The sequence below is a fragment of the Pseudosulfitobacter koreensis genome, from assembly GCF_024733015.1.
GTDB lineage: Bacteria > Pseudomonadota > Alphaproteobacteria > Rhodobacterales > Rhodobacteraceae > Pseudosulfitobacter > Pseudosulfitobacter koreensis.
In genome coordinates this window covers 143984-162353 of the sequence record NZ_JANKJG010000003.1, presented here as the reverse complement: position 1 = coordinate 162353, position 18370 = coordinate 143984, and the positions used below count along the sequence as shown (strand labels likewise).

The window sequence follows — 18370 nt, the reverse complement described above, 5'->3', positions numbered from 1 at the left end:
CTCAGAGCTTGCCCGCAAGATGCAGGTCCAGATCGTCCAGACGGTCCTGCCCCCAAAAGCGGTTGTCGCCCTCGGCAATGTAGAAGGGCGCGCCGAAGACGCCCCGGTTCGCAGCCTCTTCGAGGTTGGCACCATAGGTCTCTGCCCCTTGCAACAGCCCGCTGTCGGCCAGCGACGGGGAAAAGCCCGCCTCTTCCAGGCAGGCGCGCACGACCGCGTCATCGGCGATGTCCTTGTCCTCGGCCCAGACCGCACGCAGAAAGGCATGCACCAGCTTGCCCAGATCGCCGCCCCCCGCATGGATCGCCGCGATGATCGCATAGGACGCAGGCGCGCCGTTGGTGGGCCAATGCGCAGGCTTCAGGTTGAACGGCATGTCCAGCTTCTTGGCCTGACGCACCAGCTCCTGCGCGCGGTATTCCTGGCGGCTGGGATGCCGGTCCTTGGGCGGCGTGCCCCCGGTGCGACCGAACAGGGCCACAACGTCCGTGGGCTTGTAGTTGATGGTGGCGCCGTGCCGCGCCGCGATCTCTTCCAGCCGCGTGCCTGCCAAATAAGTGTATGGCGACAGGACGGAAAAAAAATAATCGATCTGGTGCATGTTATTCTCCGGTTGGGGGGGTGTCCCGCTTTGCCGGACGTTAAGGCCATGCTAAGCGGTGTCAACGTCACGATTCTGTCACAAGCGCCTTGGGGGGCCACAGACATGCCACACGTTCAGGAACCCAAGCTGATCGCAGGAAACGCCAACCAGCCGCTTGCACAGGCCATCGCCCGCCGGATGTCGATGCACCGCGGCAAGAAAATGGGGCTGGTCGATGCCCGCGTCGAGCGGTTCAACGATGGCGAGATTTTCGTCGAGGTCTTCGAGAACGTCCGTGGCGAAGACATGTATATCATCCAGCCCACTTCGAACCCGGCCAACGACAACCTGATGGAATTGCTGATCATGTGCGACGCGCTGCGCCGCTCGTCGGCGGCCCGCATCACTGCCGTGATTCCCTATTTCGGCTATGCCCGCCAGGACCGCCGGACCAAGGCGCGCACGCCAATCAGCTCGAAACTGGTGGCAAACATGCTGGTCAGCGCTGGTGTGGAACGGGTTCTGACGATGGACCTGCACGCGGCGCAGATCCAGGGGTTCTTCGACATTCCCGTCGACAACCTCTACGCCTCGCCGATCTTCGCGCTGGACATCGCCAACCAGTTTCGCGGCCGCACGGACGAGCTGATGATCGTCTCGCCCGACGTGGGCGGCGTGGCCCGCGCCCGCGAACTGGCCAAGCGTCTGAACGCGCCCCTGTCCATCGTGGACAAACGCCGCGAAAAACCCGGCGAGATTGCGGAAATGACAGTGATCGGCAGCGTCGAGGGCAAGATCGCCCTGATCGTCGATGACATGTGCGACACTGCCGGCACCCTGTGCAAGGCCGCCGAGGTGCTGCTGGAAAACGGTGCCAAAGAGGTCCACAGCTATATCACCCACGGCGTGATGAGCGGCCCCGCAGTCGAGCGTGTGACCAACTCGGTGATGAAATCGCTGGTGATCACCGACACAATCGCGCCCACGAAGGCGATCCTCGATGCGCCGAACATTCGCGTGGTGCCCACCGCGCCGATCTTTGCGCAGGCGATCCTGAACATCTGGAACGGCACCTCGGTCAGCTCGCTGTTCGAGCAGGACACGCTGGGCCCGATCTACGACGGCATGTACGCCGCCGAATAAACGCGCCTCCCGATGCTTCATCTTGCCGAATAAACTCCGGGGACGCGCCAAAGGCGCGGGGGCAGAGCCCCTGCCCGGTTTCAGTACAGCTCCCAGTCTTCGGCGTCCGCCATCTCTCCGATCGCGGTCCAGCTGACCCGCACACGCGCCACGCGGGTGTCGCCCCAGGTGCGAAACACCAGATCAAAGCCGTCCGGGGTCACTGTTTCGGTCGAGATGTCTGCCCGGATCACGGTGGTCGCGTCCATGTCCCACAGGCTGATTGACGCCTGAACCGAAGGCGGGCTGCGAAACGGTTCCTGAAACGAAATCCGCCGCCGCCTCTCGCGCTGGCCGCGCCCGGTCCACATCTCGCCGCCGTCCTCGAAGTCCGAGAACAGCACAGGGTCGCCCTGTTCGATGCCGATCATGTAATTTCGCAGTTTTTTCATCAGCTTGCCTTGTCCGCCCGGATCATGCCCGGATTATGACCGAAACATGACAGGTGCGCAGAATGCACAACAATAGGGCAAAAAAGCAATAAGGCCCCGCAAGATTTTGCGAGGCCTTTTCAATGATTTGGAGGTATCTTACAGGTTCGGCTGTTTGGTGCTCAGACCGATTTCGCTGCCCATGGCGACCATATCGCCCAAAAGTTTGGCGGCGTCATCGACCGGGCCCGGCTCGTTTTGCCAGTTTTCCTTGGCCGTCTTGTACATATTTTCGGCTTCTGTGTACATCTCGTCGAGCCGCTCTTGCGTCATGTCGCCCCGCGCCAGCGCGCGTTCGGCCAGAACGGTGACACTGTCGCCGTTGATCTCGACAAAGCCGCCGGTAACCACGTAATCAGCCGACTTTCCGTCCGCCTCGACCCGAACCAGTCCGGGACGCAGCGTCGTGATGGTCGGCGTGTGGCCAGCCATGACGGTCAGATCCCCATCTGCGCCGGGGATCGAAACCGAGGTCGCGGCGTGCGAAGCAAGGCTGCGCTCGGGCGAAACCAGATCGAATTGCATATCTGCCATTGTGTTCCCCTAAGGTCAGGCACGTCACCCGGACGGCAGCATGTGCCATCCGGGATCGGTGATTGGGATTTAGGCCGCGTCAGCTGCCATTTTTTCGGCTTTGGCGATCACGTCGTTGATGCCGCCGACCATGTAGAAGGCACCTTCGGGCAGGTGATCGTATTCACCGGCCACAACCGCCTTGAACGACGAGATGGTGTCTTCCAGAGGAACCTGCACACCGTCGGAGCCGGTGAACACTTTCGCCACGTCGAATGGCTGCGACAGGAACCGTTCGATCTTGCGGGCGCGTGCGACCGAAAGTTTGTCTTCTTCCGACAGCTCGTCCATGCCGAGGATCGCGATGATGTCCTGCAGCGACTTGTAGCGTTGCAGAACCTGCTGCACGTCGGTCGCGACCTTGTAGTGCTCGTCGCCGATGATCAGCGGGTCGAGCAGACGCGAGGTCGATCCCAGCGGGTCAACCGCAGGATAGATGCCTTTTTCCGAGATCGACCGGTCCAGAACGGTTGTCGCGTCGAGGTGGGCAAAGGATGTCGCAGGCGCGGGGTCGGTCAAGTCGTCCGCGGGCACGTACACGGCCTGAACGGAGGTGATCGAACCGTTCTTGGTCGACGAGATGCGTTCCTGCATGGTGCCCATGTCGGTCGCCAGCGTCGGCTGATAGCCCACAGCCGACGGGATGCGGCCCAGCAGAGCCGACACTTCGGAACCGGCCTGGGTAAAGCGGAAGATGTTGTCGACGAAGAACAGAACGTCCGAGCCCGTGTCGTCACGGAACTGTTCCGCCAGCGACAGACCGGTCAGAGCGATCCGCATCCGCGCACCGGGAGGCTCGTTCATCTGACCGTAGACCAGTGCGATTTTCGATTCCGACAGGTTGTCGGGCACGATAACGCCGGATTCGATCATTTCGTGGTAAAGGTCGTTGCCCTCACGGGTCCGCTCGCCAACACCCGCGAACACGGACACGCCCGAGTGCACTTTTGCGATGTTGTTGATCAGTTCCATGATCAGAACCGTCTTGCCCACGCCGGCACCGCCGAAGAGGCCGATCTTGCCGCCCTTGGTGTAGGGGGCCAGCAGGTCGATCACCTTGATGCCCGTGGTCAGGATCTCGGTCGCTGTCGACTGCTGGTCGAACGCGGGCGCTTCGCCGTGGATCGAGCGTGTTTCGGTCGCGTCGACGGGGCCCTTTTCGTCAATCGGCTCGCCGGTGACGTTCAGGATGCGGCCCAACGTGCCCGCGCCGACCGGCACCTGGATGGGGGCGCCGGTGTCGGTGACGGGCGAACCGCGCACCAGACCTTCGGTCGCGTCCATCGCGATGGCGCGGACTGTGTTTTCGCCAAGGTGCTGGGCCACTTCCAGAACCAGCGGACGGCCGTTGTTTTCGGTTGTCAGAGCGTTCAGGATCTCTGGCAGGTTGTCTTCGAAGTGCACGTCGACGACGGCCCCGATGACTTGGGTGATTTTTCCGACTGCGTTTGCCATGTCGTATAACTCCGGTTTTGTCTTAGAGCGCCTCGGCGCCCGAAATGATTTCAATCAGCTCGTTGGTGATCACGGCCTGACGCGAACGGTTGTACTCGATGGTCAGCTTGTCGATCATGTCACCTGCGTTGCGGGTGGCGTTGTCCATCGCGGACATCCGTGCGCCCTGTTCGGACGCCCCGTTTTCCAGCAGGGCCGAAAAGATCGCAGTCGCAATCGCCCGCGGCAGCAGATCGGCCAGAACGGCTTCTTCGCTGGGCTCGTAATCATACAAGGGTGCGCTGTCCAAATCGGCGGCAGCGTCCGCAGGCACCTCGAACGGGATGATCTGCTGGGCTGTCGGCGTCTGGCTGACGACGTTCACGAACTTCGCATAGAAGATCGTGGCGACATCGAACTCACCTTCGTCAAAGCGGCCAAGGATATCCTTGGCGATACCCTGCGCGTCGGCGTAGCTGACACGTTTGACTTCGGTCAGATCGACGTGACCGACAAAGCGCGATCCAAGATCGCGTTTCATCGCATCGCGGCCTTTCTTGCCGACGGTCAGGATCTTGACGGTCTTGCCCGCCGCTTCCAGTTCCGCAGCACGCGCCTTGGCCTTCTTCGAGATGTTGGCGTTGAAACCACCGCACAGGCCCCGCTCCGCGGTCATGACGACCAGCAGATGTGTCTGATCGTCGCCCGTACCGCTCAGCAGTTTGGGCGCCGTGTCAGATCCACTCGCAGAGGAGGCGAGCCCCGCCATCACGGCATTGAACCGCTCCGTGTAGGGCCGCGACTGTTCGGCAGCTTCCTGGGCGCGGCGAAGTTTCGCCGCGGCCACCATTTGCATGGCTTTCGTGATCTTCCGAGTGTTCTTCACACTCTGGATCCGGTTTTTAAGGTCCTTGAGACTTGGCATTGCCTTATCTCTCCTTAAGCGAAGTCAGTTGCGAAGGTGTCCAGAGCTGCACGCAGCTTGTCTGCGGCATCGCCCTTGATCTTGGGATCTTCGTTGGTGATCCAATCCAGGACATCTTTCTGGTTGGTGCGCATGTGCTTGAGCATGCCCGTTTCCCAGCGGCCAACGTCCTTGATCGCGACCTTGTCGAGGTAGCCGTTGGTGCCTGCAAAGATGACGCAGACGATTTCGGCGTTGGTCAGGGGCGAATACTGCGGCTGTTTCATCAGCTCGGTCAGACGCGCACCACGGTTCAGCAAACGCTGGGTCGAGGCGTCGAGGTCGGAGCCGAACTGGGCAAAGGCCGCCATCTCGCGGTACTGGGCGAGCGACAGTTTCACGGGGCCCGCAACGCTGGACATCGCGCTGGTTTGCGCCGACGAGCCAACCCGCGAGACCGACAGACCGGTGTTCACGGCGGGGCGGATGCCCTGGTAGAACAGTTCGGTTTCCAGGAAGATCTGGCCGTCGGTGATCGAGATCACGTTGGTCGGGATGAACGCGGACACGTCACCGCCTTGGGTTTCGATGATCGGCAGCGCCGTCAGCGAGCCCGAGCCGTTGTCTTCGTTCAGCTTGGCCGAACGCTCCAGCAGGCGCGAGTGCAGATAGAAAACGTCGCCGGGATAGGCTTCGCGGCCGGGCGGGCGGCGCAGCAGCAGCGACATCTGGCGATAGGAAACCGCCTGTTTGGAAAGGTCATCGTAGATGATCAGCGCGTGACGGCCGTTGTCGCGGTAGAATTCCGCCATGGCTGTCGCGGTGTAGGGCGCCAGGTACTGCATCGGCGCGGGGTCCGACGCGGTGGCTGCAACCACGGTGGTGTATTCGATGGCGCCGCTCTCTTCGAGCTTTTTCACCAGCTGGGCAACGGTCGAACGCTTCTGGCCGATGGCGACATAGATGCAATAGAGCTTCTTGCCTTCATCGTCGCCCGCGGCGTCGTTGTAGGATTTCTGGTTCAGGATCGCGTCCAGGGCCACGGCGGTCTTGCCGGTCTGACGGTCACCGATGATCAGCTCGCGCTGGCCACGGCCGATCGGGATCATCGCGTCGACCGATTTCAGGCCGGTTGCCATCGGCTCGTGCACCGATTTACGCGGGATGATGCCCGGTGCCTTGACGTCGGCCACGCGACGCTCTGTGGCGTTCAGCGGGCCCTTGCCGTCGATCGGGTTGCCCAGACCGTCCAGAACGCGGCCCAGCAGTTCGTCGCCCACGGGCACGTCCACGATCGAGTTGGTGCGTTTGACGACGTCACCTTCCTTGATGTCGCGGTCGGAGCCGAAGATCACGACGCCGACGTTGTCGCTTTCGAGGTTCAGGGCCATGCCCTGGATGCCGCCGGGGAATTCGACCATCTCGCCGGCCTGAACATTGTCCAGACCGTAGACGCGGGCGATACCGTCACCGACGCTCAGAACGCGGCCGACTTCGGCGACTTCTGCTTCTTGACCAAAATTCTTGATCTGGTCTTTCAGGATCGCAGAAATTTCTGCTGCTTGGATACCCATTTATCCGACCTCTTTCATTACGTTCTGGAGGGAATTGAGCTTGGAGCGGATCGACGTGTCGATCATCTTCGAGCCCACTTTGACGACAAGACCGCCGATGAGGCTTTCATCCACGGTCGCATTAATAGTCACGGTATTGCCCATCGACGCGGTCAGCGTCTTGGCCAGCTTGTCGGTCTGCGCCTTGGTCAGCGTCTTGGCAGAGGTGACATCGGCGGTCATTTCGCCCTTGTCGGCGGCGATCACCTCGCGCAGGGTCTGTACCAGCTGCGGCAGCACGAACAGACGGCGCTTTTGCGCCATCAGGGCCAGCGTGTTGGACATCACGTCCGACAGGTTCATCTTCTTGGCCAATGCCTGCACCGCGGCAGCTTGCTGGTCGCGGGTGTAGATCGGCGAATGGATCATCGCATTGAAGTCGTCCGACTGTGCCATCGCGTCTTGCAGGGCGGTGATGTCGGTCTCAATGGCTTGCACGGAATTGGCTTCTTTTGCCAAATCGTAAACGGCAGTCGCATAGCGTTTGGCGATGCCTGTGGAGATCGAAGCTGGTTCGGACACGTCCACCCTTCCAATGTCTGGCCCCGACCTTCGACGCAGACACGCCGATAGAACGAGGGAGTTGGCGCGGGCTGATGGGCATCAATCCGCTGAAATCAGGGGGGATGTATCAGACCCCCGCGTACCCCGCAACTGTGGACAGCACCGGAGCCAAAAGGCTGTTATTGTTCAATTTCAGCACCTTACCCCAACTGCGACGCTTTGCGCCGCCGAAAATGTTAAAATCTGCACGCGCCCGAAGCCCTCATCTGAGCGATTCCGAGGCAATCACACCGAATTTACCCAAGCTCAACGCAGCATGGATCCGGCCTTCATCTTGCCCGGAAAACTCCGGGGGACGGCCGCAGGCCGGGGGGCTGGCCCCCTGCCCGCCTGCCGTCTGCCACACGGCCTAGTGGTCATACCCCGGATTGGTCCGCTTGAGCTTGCGCATCAGCCCCGGCCAGATCAGGTTGTCGCCATAGCCCGGCGTAAACGCGCGACCGGCCTGCGCCTGAACGGTGTCGGCCATCGCCTGATCTTCCTCGTGCAGGTTCTCGGTCCCTGCTGCCTGCGCAAAGATCTGCGTCTTGCAGGCGTTTTCCAGAAAATACATCCGCAGGAAAGCAATCGCGCAGTTCGGCCCCAAGGTCAGGGTGCCGTGGTTGCGCAGCATCAGCAGCGACTTGTCCCCAAGGTCATTGACGATGCGCTCCCGCTCATCCAGTTCCAGCGCGATGCCCTCATAGTCGTGATAGGCCAGATCGTTGTTCACGATCATCGAGAACTGGGTATAGCGGCGCAGTCCGCCGCTCTGCACCGACACCGCGACGCCGTATGGCGTATGCACGTGGATCACGCAGCCCGCATCGTGCCGTGCCGCGTGGATCGCCGAATGGATGGTGAAGCCCGCCGGATTGATATTGTAGGGCGTGTCCTGACAGATGTTGCCATCGAGGTCGATCTTGACCAGCGCCGAGGCGGTCATCTCGTCGAACATCACGCCGTAGGGGTTGATCAGAAACCGCTCGGCCCCGTCCTCGTCCGGCAGCCGGGCGGAGATATGGGTGAACACAAGATCGGTCCAGCCGTGCATCGCGCAGAGCCGGTAGGTGGCGGCAAGCTGGCAGCGCAGGGCCCATTCCTCGTCCGAGACCTTGCCCTTGAGCGAGGGCATCTCTGTGGGGTCGGGCATGTCCTTGATGTCCATGGCGGCGGGCATGGCGGTGGCGGCGTCTTTCATCGGTCTCTCCTCCCAGACGAGCATTCGGTTCGGGCGCAGCCTAGACCATTGCGCGCCTCAGTGGGAATGACGCCGCGTCGAATGGGAGCGGTTGCAGGCGGTTTTTCGCGAGGCTGCTAGACCGGCTTGGCGCTGGGTTCGGTCAATCCGTCCAGAACGCCCACGCGCTTGCGCACGCGGCTGGTCGTGCCCTTTGGCGGATAGACCAGCTTGGACGCTTCGACCATGAACGCCCCACCGGCGAACATGCCGGGCATCGAGCGGCCAACTCCCTCGAACATGCCTGCGGATTTCATCCACACCCGCTTGCCCGATGGAAACTGGTAGAGCGCGCCGACATGGCGTTCGGGCAGGAACTGGTGTTTGCGCAACTGCGTCTCAAGCTGGGACGCAGAATAGGGACGCCCGTACCCGAACGGCGTGCGGTCGCGCCGCGACCACATGCCGGCGCGGTTGGGCACGATGAACAGCGCCTTGCCCCCCGGCCCCAGCACTCGCCAGCATTCCTCCAGCAGGTCTTGCGGCCGGTCCGAGGTTTCCAGCCCGTGCAGCACCACCAGCTTGTCCACGTGGCCTGTCTCAATCGGCCAATGCGTTTCTTCGATCAGCGCAGAGACGTTTGGCTGCCCCGCAGGCCAGGGCATCACGCCTTGCGGCCCCGGCATCAGCGCCATGACCCGGCGCGCGTCGCGCAGATAGGGGCGCAGCAGCGGCACGGCGAACCCATAGCCTGCCACGGTCTGCCCCTTGGCCTCGGGCCACAGTTGCAGCATCCGCCCGCGCAGGGATTTCTGCGCGGCACGCCCCAGCGCGCTGCGATAATAGAAATTGCGCAAGTCCTGTACGTCGAGGTGCATTGCAGCCCTTCAAAGGATCGGCCAAGCTGGCGTTTGATCCGATCCTATCAACCGTGAAGGAAATGACCATGCCTCTTGAACTCGTCACCGTGCCCTGCCTGGAAGACAACTATGCTTTTCTGGTCCACGATGCGCCGAGCGGCGAGACGGCGGTGGTCGACGTGCCCGAGGCGGGACCGATCAAGGCGGCGCTGGAATCGCGGGGCTGGACGCTGTCCCATGTGCTGCTGACACACCACCATTGGGACCATGTCGATGGTCTGGACGATCTGCTGGCCGATCATCCGGCCAAGGTCATAGGTGCCGCGGCGGACGCGGGGCGGTTGCCGCCGCTGGATCTGGAGGTGACTGAGGGCGACAGCTTTACCGTGGGCGGCGAGCCGTTCGAGGTAATCGACGTCAGCGGCCACACCGTCGGGCACATCGCCTTTCACGCGCCCGCATCGAAACTGCTGTTCACCGCAGACAGCCTGATGGCATTGGGGTGTGGTCGTCTGTTCGAGGGCACGCCCGCGCAGATGTTCGAAAGCCTGACCCAGCTGGCCGCCCTGCCCGGCGACACCACCGTGTGTTCGGGCCACGAGTACACCGCGACCAACGCAAAATTCGCGCTGACGGTTGATCCCGACAATCCCGCACTTATATCCCGTAGCAAGGACATTTCGGACAAACGCGCCTCTGGAATGCCCACCGTGCCCTCCATGCTTCAGGTGGAAATGGACACGAACCCCTTTCTGCGCGCCTCTGACCCTGCCATTGCCCGCACGCTGGACATGACAGACGCAACGCCACTGGACGTCTTTACCGAAATCCGCGCCCGCCGCGACAGGTTCTGACGCATCCCATCCGCAACAATCGCCAGCATTTCTTTACGAATTGTCACTTTTGTGACTGGTTTGCGAAAGAAAACCCTTGAAGCCTGCTGCCGATCAACCAAACTCTAACAGTATGAGGCCATGGTCGGCAGCGGGACGCGAATATGTCCGCACTGACCCAGATCAGAAGGAGCACGAGCGTGCCTTCATTCTCGACGACATTGGAAAAAGCAATCCATTCCGCGCTGGCGCTGGCGAACGAGCGTCGCCACGAATTTGCAACGCTGGAGCATCTGCTGCTGGCACTGGTTGAAGAACCGGACGCCAAGCGCGTGATGCAGGCGTGCAGCGTCGATGTGGACGAATTGCGCACCACGCTGAACGAATTCGTCGACGAAGATCTGTCGAACCTGGTGACGGACATCGACGGCAGCGAGGCTGTGCCCACGGCGGCCTTCCAGCGCGTGATTCAACGCGCGGCGATTCATGTGCAATCTTCGGGCCGCACCGAAGTGACCGGTGCCAACGTGCTGGTCGCCATCTTTGCCGAACGCGAAAGCAATGCGGCCTATTTCCTGCAGGAGCAGGACATGACCCGCTATGACGCGGTCAACTTCATCGCACACGGCGTCGCGAAAGACCCCGCATTCGGTGATCCGCGCCCCGTATCCGGCGCGCCGGAGCACGAGGACGAGCCGCAAGGCGTCACCGATGGCGAGAAAAAAGATTCGGCACTGGAGAAATACTGCGTCGATCTGAACGCCAAGTCGCGCGAGGGTGATATCGACCCGCTGATCGGTCGCGATTCGGAAGTGGAACGCTGCATTCAGGTTCTGTGCCGTCGGCGCAAGAACAACCCACTGCTGGTGGGCGACCCCGGCGTGGGCAAGACCGCCATCGCCGAAGGGCTGGCGCGCAAGATCGTGTCTGGCGAAACCCCCGAGGTTCTGTCGAAGACCACGATCTATTCGCTGGACATGGGCGCGCTGCTGGCAGGCACCCGCTATCGTGGCGACTTCGAGGAACGCCTGAAAGCCGTCGTGACCGAATTGGAAGCGCACAAGGATGCGGTGCTGTTCATCGACGAGATCCACACCGTGATCGGTGCCGGTGCCACGTCGGGCGGTGCGATGGACGCGTCTAACCTGCTGAAGCCTGCGCTTCAGGGGGGCAAGTTGCGCACCATGGGTTCGACCACCTACAAGGAATTCCGCCAGCACTTCGAAAAGGACCGCGCGCTGTCGCGCCGGTTCCAGAAGATCGACGTCAGCGAACCCTCGGTCGAGGACGCGGTGAAGATCCTGCGCGGCTTGAAGCCGTATTTCGAAGAGCACCACTCGGTGCGCTACACCTCGGACGCGATCAAGACTTCGGTGGAACTGGCCAGCCGGTACATCAACGACCGCAAGCTGCCCGACAGCGCCATCGACGTCATCGACGAGGCGGGTGCCGCGCAGCATCTGGTGGTCGCCAACAAGCGACGCAAGACCATCGGGACCAAGGAAATCGAGGCCGTCGTGGCCAAGATTGCCCGCATTCCGCCAAAGAACGTGTCGAAGGACGACGCCGAGGTTCTGAAAGACCTCGAAAACTCGCTGAAGCGCGTGGTGTTCGGGCAAGACAATGCAATCGAGGCCCTGTCGTCAGCGATCAAACTGTCGCGCGCAGGTCTGCGCGAGCCGGAAAAACCCATCGGCAACTACCTGTTCGCGGGTCCGACCGGCGTAGGCAAGACCGAGGTGGCCAAGCAGCTGGCGGATACGCTGGGCGTGGAACTCTTGCGCTTCGACATGTCGGAATACATGGAGAAACACGCGGTCAGCCGTCTGATCGGGGCCCCTCCCGGCTATGTCGGGTTCGACCAGGGCGGTCTGCTGACCGATGGCATCGACCAGCATCCGCACTGCGTTCTGCTGCTGGACGAGATGGAAAAGGCGCACCCGGATGTCTACAACATCCTGTTGCAGGTCATGGATCATGGCCGCCTGACCGACCACAACGGGCGCACGGTGGATTTCCGCAACGTGGTGCTGATCATGACCTCGAACGCCGGTGCGGCGGAACAGGCCAAAGAGGCAATCGGCTTCGGCCGTGACCGCCGCGAGGGCGAGGACACAGCCGCAATCGAGCGGACGTTCACGCCGGAGTTCCGCAACCGTCTGGACGCGGTGATCAGCTTTGCGCCGCTGCCGAAAACGGTGATCATGCAGGTCGTCGAAAAGTTCGTGCTGCAACTGGAAGCACAGCTGATGGACCGTGGCGTGACCATCGAACTGACCCGACCTGCCGCCGAATGGCTGGCCGACAAGGGCTATGACAGCAAGATGGGCGCGCGTCCGCTGGGCCGCGTGATCCAGGAATACATCAAGAAACCGCTGGCCGAAGAACTGCTCTTTGGCAAGCTGGCAAAAGGTGGCGTGGTCAAGGTCGGCATGAAGAACGGTGTGCTCGACCTCAAGGTCGAGGGACCGGACAACCGTCGGATTTCGGGCAACAAGCCGCCGCTTCTGACGGCAGAATGATCCGCGCGGCCTGTGCCGCACTGACACTTACGCTCGTCGCAGGGATGCCTGCGGCGGGCGAACCTGTTTTAGCGCCCCCGATTGACTGCGATCTGGGGCGCGACTGCTTTATCCAGCAATACGTCGATCATGACCCCGGCGCAGAGGCGTATGACTACCGCTGCGCCCCGCTCAGCTACGATGGGCACAAAGGCACCGATTTCGCCCTGCGCACCCTGCAACAGATGCAGGTCGGCGTGAATGTGCTGGCCAGCGCCCCCGGCACCGTCAAAGGCGTGCGCGACGGAATGGCCGACCGCATCTATTCCGACGCCAATGCGCAAGACCTCGAAGGACGCGATTGCGGCAACGGCGTGGTCATCGACCATGGCGATGGCTGGGAAACACAGTACTGCCATCTAAGACAGGGCAGCGTCCGCGTGCAATCGGGCGACGTCGTGGACCGTGGGCATGTGCTGGGTCAGGTTGGCATCAGCGGGCGCGCGCAATTTCCCCATGTGCACCTTAGCCTGCGCCATAAAGGGGCGGTAATCGACCCATTCGATCCGGACGGGCAGCTTCAATGCGGCACGCCCGACCCTGACACCATGTGGCAAGATCCGCCAACCTACCGGGCAGGCGGCATTCTCGATGTCGGGTTTTCGGACGGTATTCCCGCCTATGCAGATGTGAAATCGGGGCGCGCGGCGGAACCATCTCTGCCTTTGGATGCGCCTGCGCTGGTGGTGTACGGCTATGCGTTCGGTGGCCAGACAGACGACGAGATGCGGCTGGTCCTAACCGGGCCGGACGGCGTGGTTGTCGATCAGACAGAAATACTGGAGAAGCAGCAGGCGCAGTTTTTCCGCGCTGTCGGCAAACGTCTGCGGGCGACGGCATGGCCTGCGGGTGCCTATTCCGGCACCGTCATCCTGATGCGCGAAGGCCACGAGATTGATCGCCGCGCGGCCAGTATCACGCTGGAATAGGCAATCACCGGGCGGCGCTGCGACGCAATGCCGACTACTTCTCGGTAAACTTCAACTCGATCCGCCGGTTCTGCGCGCGCGCCTCTTCGGTGTCGGCTGTGTCCACGGGCTGATACTGACCGAACCCGTTGGCCGACAGACGGTCGGGCGGAATGCCCAGAAAATTCACCATATATTTGACCACGGACAGAGCGCGGGCCTGGCTGAGTTCCCAGTTGTCGGCAAACTCGCCCAGGCCCGACAACGGCACATCGTCGGTGTGCCCGTCCACGCGGATCACCCAATCGATCTCGGGGGGGATGTCGCTGACCACGCTGCGCAGGATGGTGGCAATCTTGGCAATCTCGCGCTGGCCGTCAGCCGAAATTTCGGCAGCGCCGGGCGGGAACAGCACTTCGGACGAGAATACAAAACGGTCACCCTCGATCCGCACGCCTTCCTGATTGCCGAGCACGTCGCGCAGACGGCCAAAGAACTCCGAGCGATATTTTTCCAGATCCTGCGCTGCCGCTTCCAGCCGCTTGCGTTCCTGTTCCTCCAGCACGCGGCGGCGGCGTTCCTCTGCCGCGACACGGGCCAGGGCGGTGTTCAGGTCCTGACCCAGCGACAGCAGTTCGACCTGCGCCGCCTCGTCGCGCGACTTGGCGTCGTCCAGCAGCGCCTGCAATTGCGACAATTGCGAGCGCAGCGCCGCGACCTGCTGGTTCAGAACCTCGGTCTGACGCTGGGCGGCAGCGGTCTTTTCCTGCTCTTCCGACAGCTTTTCGCGGGCGGTCTGAAGCAAGGCTGCGCGGCGTTCCGCATCGGTCATGGTCTCGTCGATGGCCTCTTCGGCGGCCAGTTTCGCCGCCAGTGCTGCGGCCAATTGCGCACGCACCTGCGCTGCGTCCGCGTTCAGGTTCTCGGCGTCGGCTTCGGCGGCCAGCCTGGCCGCAAGGGCCGCCTGCAACTGGGTGCGCAGGTCGGCGGTCTGCGTCTGCGCCTCGGCTGCGGCTGCCGTCTGCGTCTTGACCTCCGCCAAAGCCGCGGCCAGTCGGGCGCGCAGATCCTCGGTTTCGGCGCTGCCTGCGTCGATGGTCGCCTCGGCCACGTCCAGTTCACCCTGAAGCGCTGAAAGCTGATCCTCGAGTGTTTGTTTTTCGGCGGCCAGGGCCAGCCGCTCGCTGGCCAGCTCCTCGACCGTGCTGTCGGCATTCGCAGCCTGTCCCTGCAGCGATTCGATCTGCAACAAGGCCGCGACCAGTTGCGTGTCGAGATCCGCCTCGGCGGCCCGTGCGGCGGCCAGCAGGGTCAGCGTTTCCTCCGCCTCCTTGCGCTGCGCCTCAAGCGCGAGGGTCATCGAGGTCAGTTCCGCATCGGCGTTTTCAAGCCTTTCGCGCAGCAATCTGGCGGCCTCAGCCTCGGCGAGGCGTGCGGCCTCTTCTTCGCTCAGGGCTGATTGCGCTTCGTCCAGTTGCGTATCAAGGGCGGCCAATTGCCCCTCGGCGTCGGCGTTTCTGGCGCGCAGATCGGCCACCAGCGCATCCAGCGCCTCGCGGCGCGACGCGGCCAGACGCGCGGCCTCGGCCCCCGCATCAATCTCGTCACGCGCCTGAGCCAAGGCAAGGTTCAGCGCCTCCTGCTCGGACAAGAGCCGCGTTTGTTCGGCCTGCAAATCGGCCACTTGGGCCTGCGCCTGATCGCGGTCGGACAACAATGCGGCAACCTGCGCCTCGAAGCTGGTGATGCGGGTCTGCGCCGCGGCCAGCTCACCGGCCTGTGCGTCACGTTGTTGGGTCAGAGACGCGATCCGCGCCGCCTGCTCCGACACCACCTGCTGCGCATCGCTGAGCGTGGCCGACAGGGCAGACAGCCGCGCATCCAGCTGGGTGCTGCGCTGTTCCTCAAGCCCCAGTGCCTGCGCGAGGGCTGCAACCTCGCCTGCCAGTTGATCAAGCTCACTTTCCTGACCGGAAATGGTTTCGCGCAGCACGAATTGCACCACCATGAAGATGGTCAGCACGAACATCAGAACCAGCAGCAGCCCGGTCATCGCGTCGACGAAACCGGGCCAGATCGACCCTTGAAATCGCGAACCGGTGCGCCGCGACAGGGCCATCAGCCGTCCCCTTTGATGTCACTTGTGCCCAGTTGCGACCCTCGCCCGCGATTGCCGCGCCCTGCGCCGCGCGATTGCAGCAATGCATCGGTCAGACCGGCGATATCGGTGCGCAATTCGGCCAGGCTTTCCTGTCGGCCCGCGGAAATCTCTTCGAGGATACGCAGCATCTGCACGTCGATCGACCGCAGGCGCATCCGGCTTTCGGCGTCGATCCCGTCGCCGCCGCCTTGCGCCTCGAAATGGGCGATCAGCCGTTCCTGCCCCGCCGCGACACGTTCCAGCGCCGAATGCTCGGGGTCGCCGCGCTGCATCTGCCGGGTCATGTCCGAAATCGCATCGGCCAGCGTGCCCAGTTTTTCATCCACAACGCTTCGCGAGATGTCGGACTGCGTGAACATCTGCTGCAGCGATTCCATCTGTTCCGCCAGATGGTCGATCACGCCCGCCATCACCGGCGCATCGCCGCCCGCCTCGTCGCCCGAGGCGAAGCTGACGCGGGTGATCGAGCTGAGCCATTCCTCAAGCTCGCGGTAGAACCGGTTTTGCCCGTGCCCAGCGAAGAGTTCCAGCAAACCGACGATCAGCGATCCCGCCAGCCCCAGCAGCGAGGAGCCGAAGGCCACGCCCATGCCGCTCAGTTGCGAGTCCAGACCGTCCATCAAACGGCCGAACACGTCCACGCCCGCATCGCCATCCTGTGGTGCGAGACTGCGGATCGTGTCGACCAATGCGGGAACGGTGGTCGCCAGACCGTAGAACGTGCCTAGAAGGCCAAGGAAAATCAGCAGGTTGACGATATAGCGCGTGATTTCGCGCGCCTCGTCGATGCGGGTGGCCACCGAGTCGAGAATAGAGCGCGTCGAGGTGGCCGACACCTGCATCCGCGCGCCGCGCGTGCGCAGCAGGGACGCCAGCGGCGCCAGAAGCTGCGGCGCCTTGGTGTCGCCTTCCAGCGTTTCGGCGGCAAAGCTTTCGATCCAGCGCACCGACCCGATCAGTTGCGAGACCTGCCAAAAACAGGCCACCACGCCGATCACGAAGACAAAGAAGATGAACCCGTTCAGATAGGGGTTCGCCTCGAACACAGGCAGCACGCTGGGCGCCGCGACGACCACCAGCGCAGCGCTCAGCGCGATCACCATCAGCATCAGCGCGATCTGCCGCACCGGTTGGGAAAATTGTGGCCGCGCTTCGCGGTCCAGTTGCGACATGCGCCCGGGTCCTTGCCCTATCATTCTGCTCTGCGGCGACAATAACGAACTATTGCGATCAAGGCCAAGGGATTATGCACAGATTGCCCGCACACGCGCCGCAAGCCAGTCCAGATCGGCGTCCTGTAGCCCAATCTCGTTCAAATGGTCGGTGGTGTTGAACAGATATTCCGTGTTCGGGCCGCGTCCGCCCACGGCCCTGGCGATGATCTGCGCCTGTTCTTCCAGCGGCAGACCGCCGCAATACTGGTCGTGTTCGGCGTCGATGATGTAGGCGACCGCATCCACGACGCGCCCGTCCACCAGTTGCAGGGGCACGGTCGCCTCGTAATAGGCGGACGAGATCAGCTCGCGGGCACGCAGGTAGTCCAGCGTGGTCTCTTCCGCGCCCTCGGCCACGGCCATCGCGATCCCCTCGCACGAAGCGGGCGGCACCGCGTCCAGCGCCAGCACCAGCCCCGGCTCCTCAACCGAGCCACGGTGATGGATCGAGCGCATGCAGAACGACCGCTGATAACCCTTGAGCCGCGCGACGACGCGGTCGGCGACCGGAAACCCCGGATTCCACAGCAAGCTGCCGTATCCGAACACCCACATCGTCATTCTGCGCCGCTCCTTCTCTTGCCGCTTCGGAAAAGGGGTAAATCTGATTTGCGCTGATTTTGAAAGGGGCGAAGCGGGGGGCTACCGGCAGTAGGACCCGCTGCGATAGCGCGCGGTGTCGAAATGAAAGTGGTCGCGGTGATGCCTGTCTGCATCCGGGCCAAGCACCGTCCCGAACGGCCCACAGGCACCCGCGTGCATCTTGCGCAGCGCGTCACCGTGGCGGGGGGCGTTCCACCCTTCCAGAACGCTGATCACCTGACCGTTCTTCAACTGGAACCCCGAAATGTCGATGGCGCGCCCCTTGCCGTGTTCGGACACCCGCGCGCCGGGCTGATTGTTGCGGGTGCGACAGGTGTAATGCGCAGCCACGCGAAAGGCAGCCAGCCCGCCCAAACGCTTCATCGCGGGTTTTGCGCTGCGGTCTGTCCATGTTTTCAGCGCTTTGGCCGTGGTGCAATCCATCACCGCCTGCTGGCTGAGGACAATGCCCGACACCGATCGCAGCCGGACAGCATCGTCGATGCCGCAGGCTCCGTGCGGGCCGGGGACCGGGCCGACATAAGTGCCCTGAAGTGCGACATCACCGCAAACCGAGCCTTGGGCACGCTTGCGTTTTCGGGCCATCGCCTTTTGTTCAAGCGCCTTTGGCCGGACGAAGGGGCGCAGCACCGCCATTTGGCCGGTGGATGTCGCCGATGCCAGTTGAGCGGCGTTTTGCGAGGCTTCAGGAACGGACAAACTTGGCAGCGCAATTGCAGCCTGTGAGACTACGGCATTTTCGCGCGTGACAGGACGCAGGGATTTTTGCGGCGCGGTCGCTGCCGCA

At 62.7% G+C, this 18370-nt stretch carries 17 protein-coding genes; 4 read left to right on the top strand and 13 right to left on the bottom strand.

Annotation, left to right across the window (positions count from 1 at the left end; all coding sequences use genetic code 11):
* Position 1 precedes the first annotated feature (1 nt).
* Complete coding sequence (locus NTA49_RS06265) at positions 2-601, bottom strand: 2-hydroxychromene-2-carboxylate isomerase (RefSeq protein WP_258293812.1); 600 nt, start codon at positions 599-601, stop codon at positions 2-4.
* A gap of 105 nt (positions 602-706) precedes the next feature.
* Between NTA49_RS06265 and NTA49_RS06260 the strand changes: the two genes are divergently transcribed.
* A complete protein-coding gene (locus NTA49_RS06260) occupies positions 707-1726 on the top strand; it encodes a ribose-phosphate pyrophosphokinase (protein ID WP_258293811.1) in 1020 nt (339 codons plus the stop codon).
* 80 nt (positions 1727-1806) lie between these two features.
* Here the strand turns inward: NTA49_RS06260 and NTA49_RS06255 are convergent, their stop codons facing one another.
* The 8 genes from NTA49_RS06255 to NTA49_RS06220 form a co-directional block, all read right to left on the bottom strand.
* Positions 1807-2157, bottom strand: a complete 351-nt coding sequence (locus NTA49_RS06255) for an H-type lectin domain-containing protein (protein WP_258293810.1) — start codon at positions 2155-2157, stop codon at positions 1807-1809.
* Positions 2158-2295: 138 nt separating this feature from the next.
* Positions 2296-2730 (bottom strand): F0F1 ATP synthase subunit epsilon, encoded by a 435-nt coding sequence (locus tag NTA49_RS06250; protein WP_258293809.1) that lies wholly within the window; start codon positions 2728-2730, stop codon positions 2296-2298.
* A 69-nt stretch (positions 2731-2799) separates the two neighbouring features.
* Positions 2800-4224, bottom strand: coding sequence for a F0F1 ATP synthase subunit beta (atpD, locus tag NTA49_RS06245; RefSeq protein ID WP_258293808.1), 1425 nt, complete (start codon positions 4222-4224; stop codon positions 2800-2802).
* 22 nt (positions 4225-4246) lie between these two features.
* Complete coding sequence (locus NTA49_RS06240; protein ID WP_258293807.1) at positions 4247-5128, bottom strand: F0F1 ATP synthase subunit gamma; 882 nt, start codon at positions 5126-5128, stop codon at positions 4247-4249.
* 14 nt (positions 5129-5142) lie between these two features.
* Positions 5143-6681, bottom strand: coding sequence for a F0F1 ATP synthase subunit alpha (gene atpA, locus NTA49_RS06235; RefSeq protein ID WP_261368170.1), 1539 nt, complete (start codon positions 6679-6681; stop codon positions 5143-5145).
* On the bottom strand, positions 6682-7242 hold the full coding sequence (locus NTA49_RS06230) for a F0F1 ATP synthase subunit delta (protein ID WP_258293806.1): 561 nt from the start codon (positions 7240-7242) through the stop codon (positions 6682-6684).
* Positions 7243-7633: 391 nt separating this feature from the next.
* A complete protein-coding gene (locus tag NTA49_RS06225; protein WP_258293805.1) occupies positions 7634-8464 on the bottom strand; it encodes a class II aldolase/adducin family protein in 831 nt (276 codons plus the stop codon).
* 116 nt (positions 8465-8580) lie between these two features.
* Entirely contained in the window at positions 8581-9321 is a 741-nt protein-coding gene (locus NTA49_RS06220) for a class I SAM-dependent methyltransferase (RefSeq protein WP_258293804.1), read from the bottom strand.
* 68 nt (positions 9322-9389) lie between these two features.
* Between NTA49_RS06220 and gloB the strand changes: the two genes are divergently transcribed.
* The 3 genes from gloB (at position 9390) to NTA49_RS06205 (ending at position 13626) form a co-directional block, all read left to right on the top strand.
* Entirely contained in the window at positions 9390-10157 is a 768-nt protein-coding gene (gene gloB / locus NTA49_RS06215) for a hydroxyacylglutathione hydrolase (protein WP_258293803.1), read from the top strand.
* Between the two features lie 179 nt (positions 10158-10336).
* Positions 10337-12658, top strand: a complete 2322-nt coding sequence (gene clpA / locus NTA49_RS06210) for an ATP-dependent Clp protease ATP-binding subunit ClpA (protein WP_258293802.1) — start codon at positions 10337-10339, stop codon at positions 12656-12658.
* Positions 12655-13626: a M23 family metallopeptidase gene (locus NTA49_RS06205; protein ID WP_258293801.1), complete on the top strand. Its 972-nt coding sequence runs from the start codon at positions 12655-12657 to the stop codon at positions 13624-13626. The genes clpA and NTA49_RS06205 overlap by 4 nt, the downstream gene beginning before the upstream one ends.
* Before the next feature lie 34 nt (positions 13627-13660).
* Here NTA49_RS06205 and NTA49_RS06200 read toward each other — a convergent pair whose 3' ends face one another.
* From NTA49_RS06200 to NTA49_RS06185, 4 genes are all read right to left on the bottom strand, one after another.
* Positions 13661-15724, bottom strand: a complete 2064-nt coding sequence (locus NTA49_RS06200) for a peptidoglycan -binding protein (RefSeq protein WP_258293800.1) — start codon at positions 15722-15724, stop codon at positions 13661-13663.
* Complete coding sequence (locus NTA49_RS06195) at positions 15724-16938, bottom strand: hypothetical protein (RefSeq protein WP_258293799.1); 1215 nt, start codon at positions 16936-16938, stop codon at positions 15724-15726. The genes NTA49_RS06200 and NTA49_RS06195 overlap by 1 nt, the downstream gene beginning before the upstream one ends.
* A 72-nt stretch (positions 16939-17010) precedes the next feature.
* Complete coding sequence (locus NTA49_RS06190; RefSeq protein ID WP_258293798.1) at positions 17011-17541, bottom strand: gamma-glutamylcyclotransferase; 531 nt, start codon at positions 17539-17541, stop codon at positions 17011-17013.
* Positions 17542-17622: 81 nt separating this feature from the next.
* Positions 17623-18282, bottom strand: a complete 660-nt coding sequence (locus NTA49_RS06185; RefSeq protein ID WP_258293797.1) for an extensin-like domain-containing protein — start codon at positions 18280-18282, stop codon at positions 17623-17625.
* Between the last annotated feature and the right edge of the window lie 88 nt (positions 18283-18370).

Bases quoted from the DNA above. Each gene is read 5' to 3' on its own strand.
- gloB (WP_258293803.1), top strand. From the start codon at position 9,390: ATGCCTCTTGAACTCGTCACCGTGCCCTGCCTGGAAGACAACTATGCT.
- NTA49_RS06240 (WP_258293807.1), bottom strand. From the start codon at position 5,128: ATGCCAAGTCTCAAGGACCTTAAAAACCGGATCCAGAGTGTGAAGAAC.
- NTA49_RS06265 (WP_258293812.1), bottom strand. From the start codon at position 601: ATGCACCAGATCGATTATTTTTTTTCCGTCCTGTCGCCATACACTTAT.
- NTA49_RS06220 (WP_258293804.1), bottom strand. From the start codon at position 9,321: ATGCACCTCGACGTACAGGACTTGCGCAATTTCTATTATCGCAGCGCG.
- NTA49_RS06190 (WP_258293798.1), bottom strand. From the start codon at position 17,541: ATGACGATGTGGGTGTTCGGATACGGCAGCTTGCTGTGGAATCCGGGG.
- atpA (WP_261368170.1), bottom strand. From the start codon at position 6,681: ATGGGTATCCAAGCAGCAGAAATTTCTGCGATCCTGAAAGACCAGATC.
- NTA49_RS06200 (WP_258293800.1), bottom strand. From the start codon at position 15,724: ATGGCCCTGTCGCGGCGCACCGGTTCGCGATTTCAAGGGTCGATCTGG.
- NTA49_RS06250 (WP_258293809.1), bottom strand. From the start codon at position 2,730: ATGGCAGATATGCAATTCGATCTGGTTTCGCCCGAGCGCAGCCTTGCT.
- NTA49_RS06255 (WP_258293810.1), bottom strand. From the start codon at position 2,157: ATGAAAAAACTGCGAAATTACATGATCGGCATCGAACAGGGCGACCCT.
- NTA49_RS06205 (WP_258293801.1), top strand. From the start codon at position 12,655: ATGATCCGCGCGGCCTGTGCCGCACTGACACTTACGCTCGTCGCAGGG.
- NTA49_RS06225 (WP_258293805.1), bottom strand. From the start codon at position 8,464: ATGAAAGACGCCGCCACCGCCATGCCCGCCGCCATGGACATCAAGGAC.
- atpD (WP_258293808.1), bottom strand. From the start codon at position 4,224: ATGGCAAACGCAGTCGGAAAAATCACCCAAGTCATCGGGGCCGTCGTC.
- NTA49_RS06195 (WP_258293799.1), bottom strand. From the start codon at position 16,938: ATGTCGCAACTGGACCGCGAAGCGCGGCCACAATTTTCCCAACCGGTG.
- NTA49_RS06260 (WP_258293811.1), top strand. From the start codon at position 707: ATGCCACACGTTCAGGAACCCAAGCTGATCGCAGGAAACGCCAACCAG.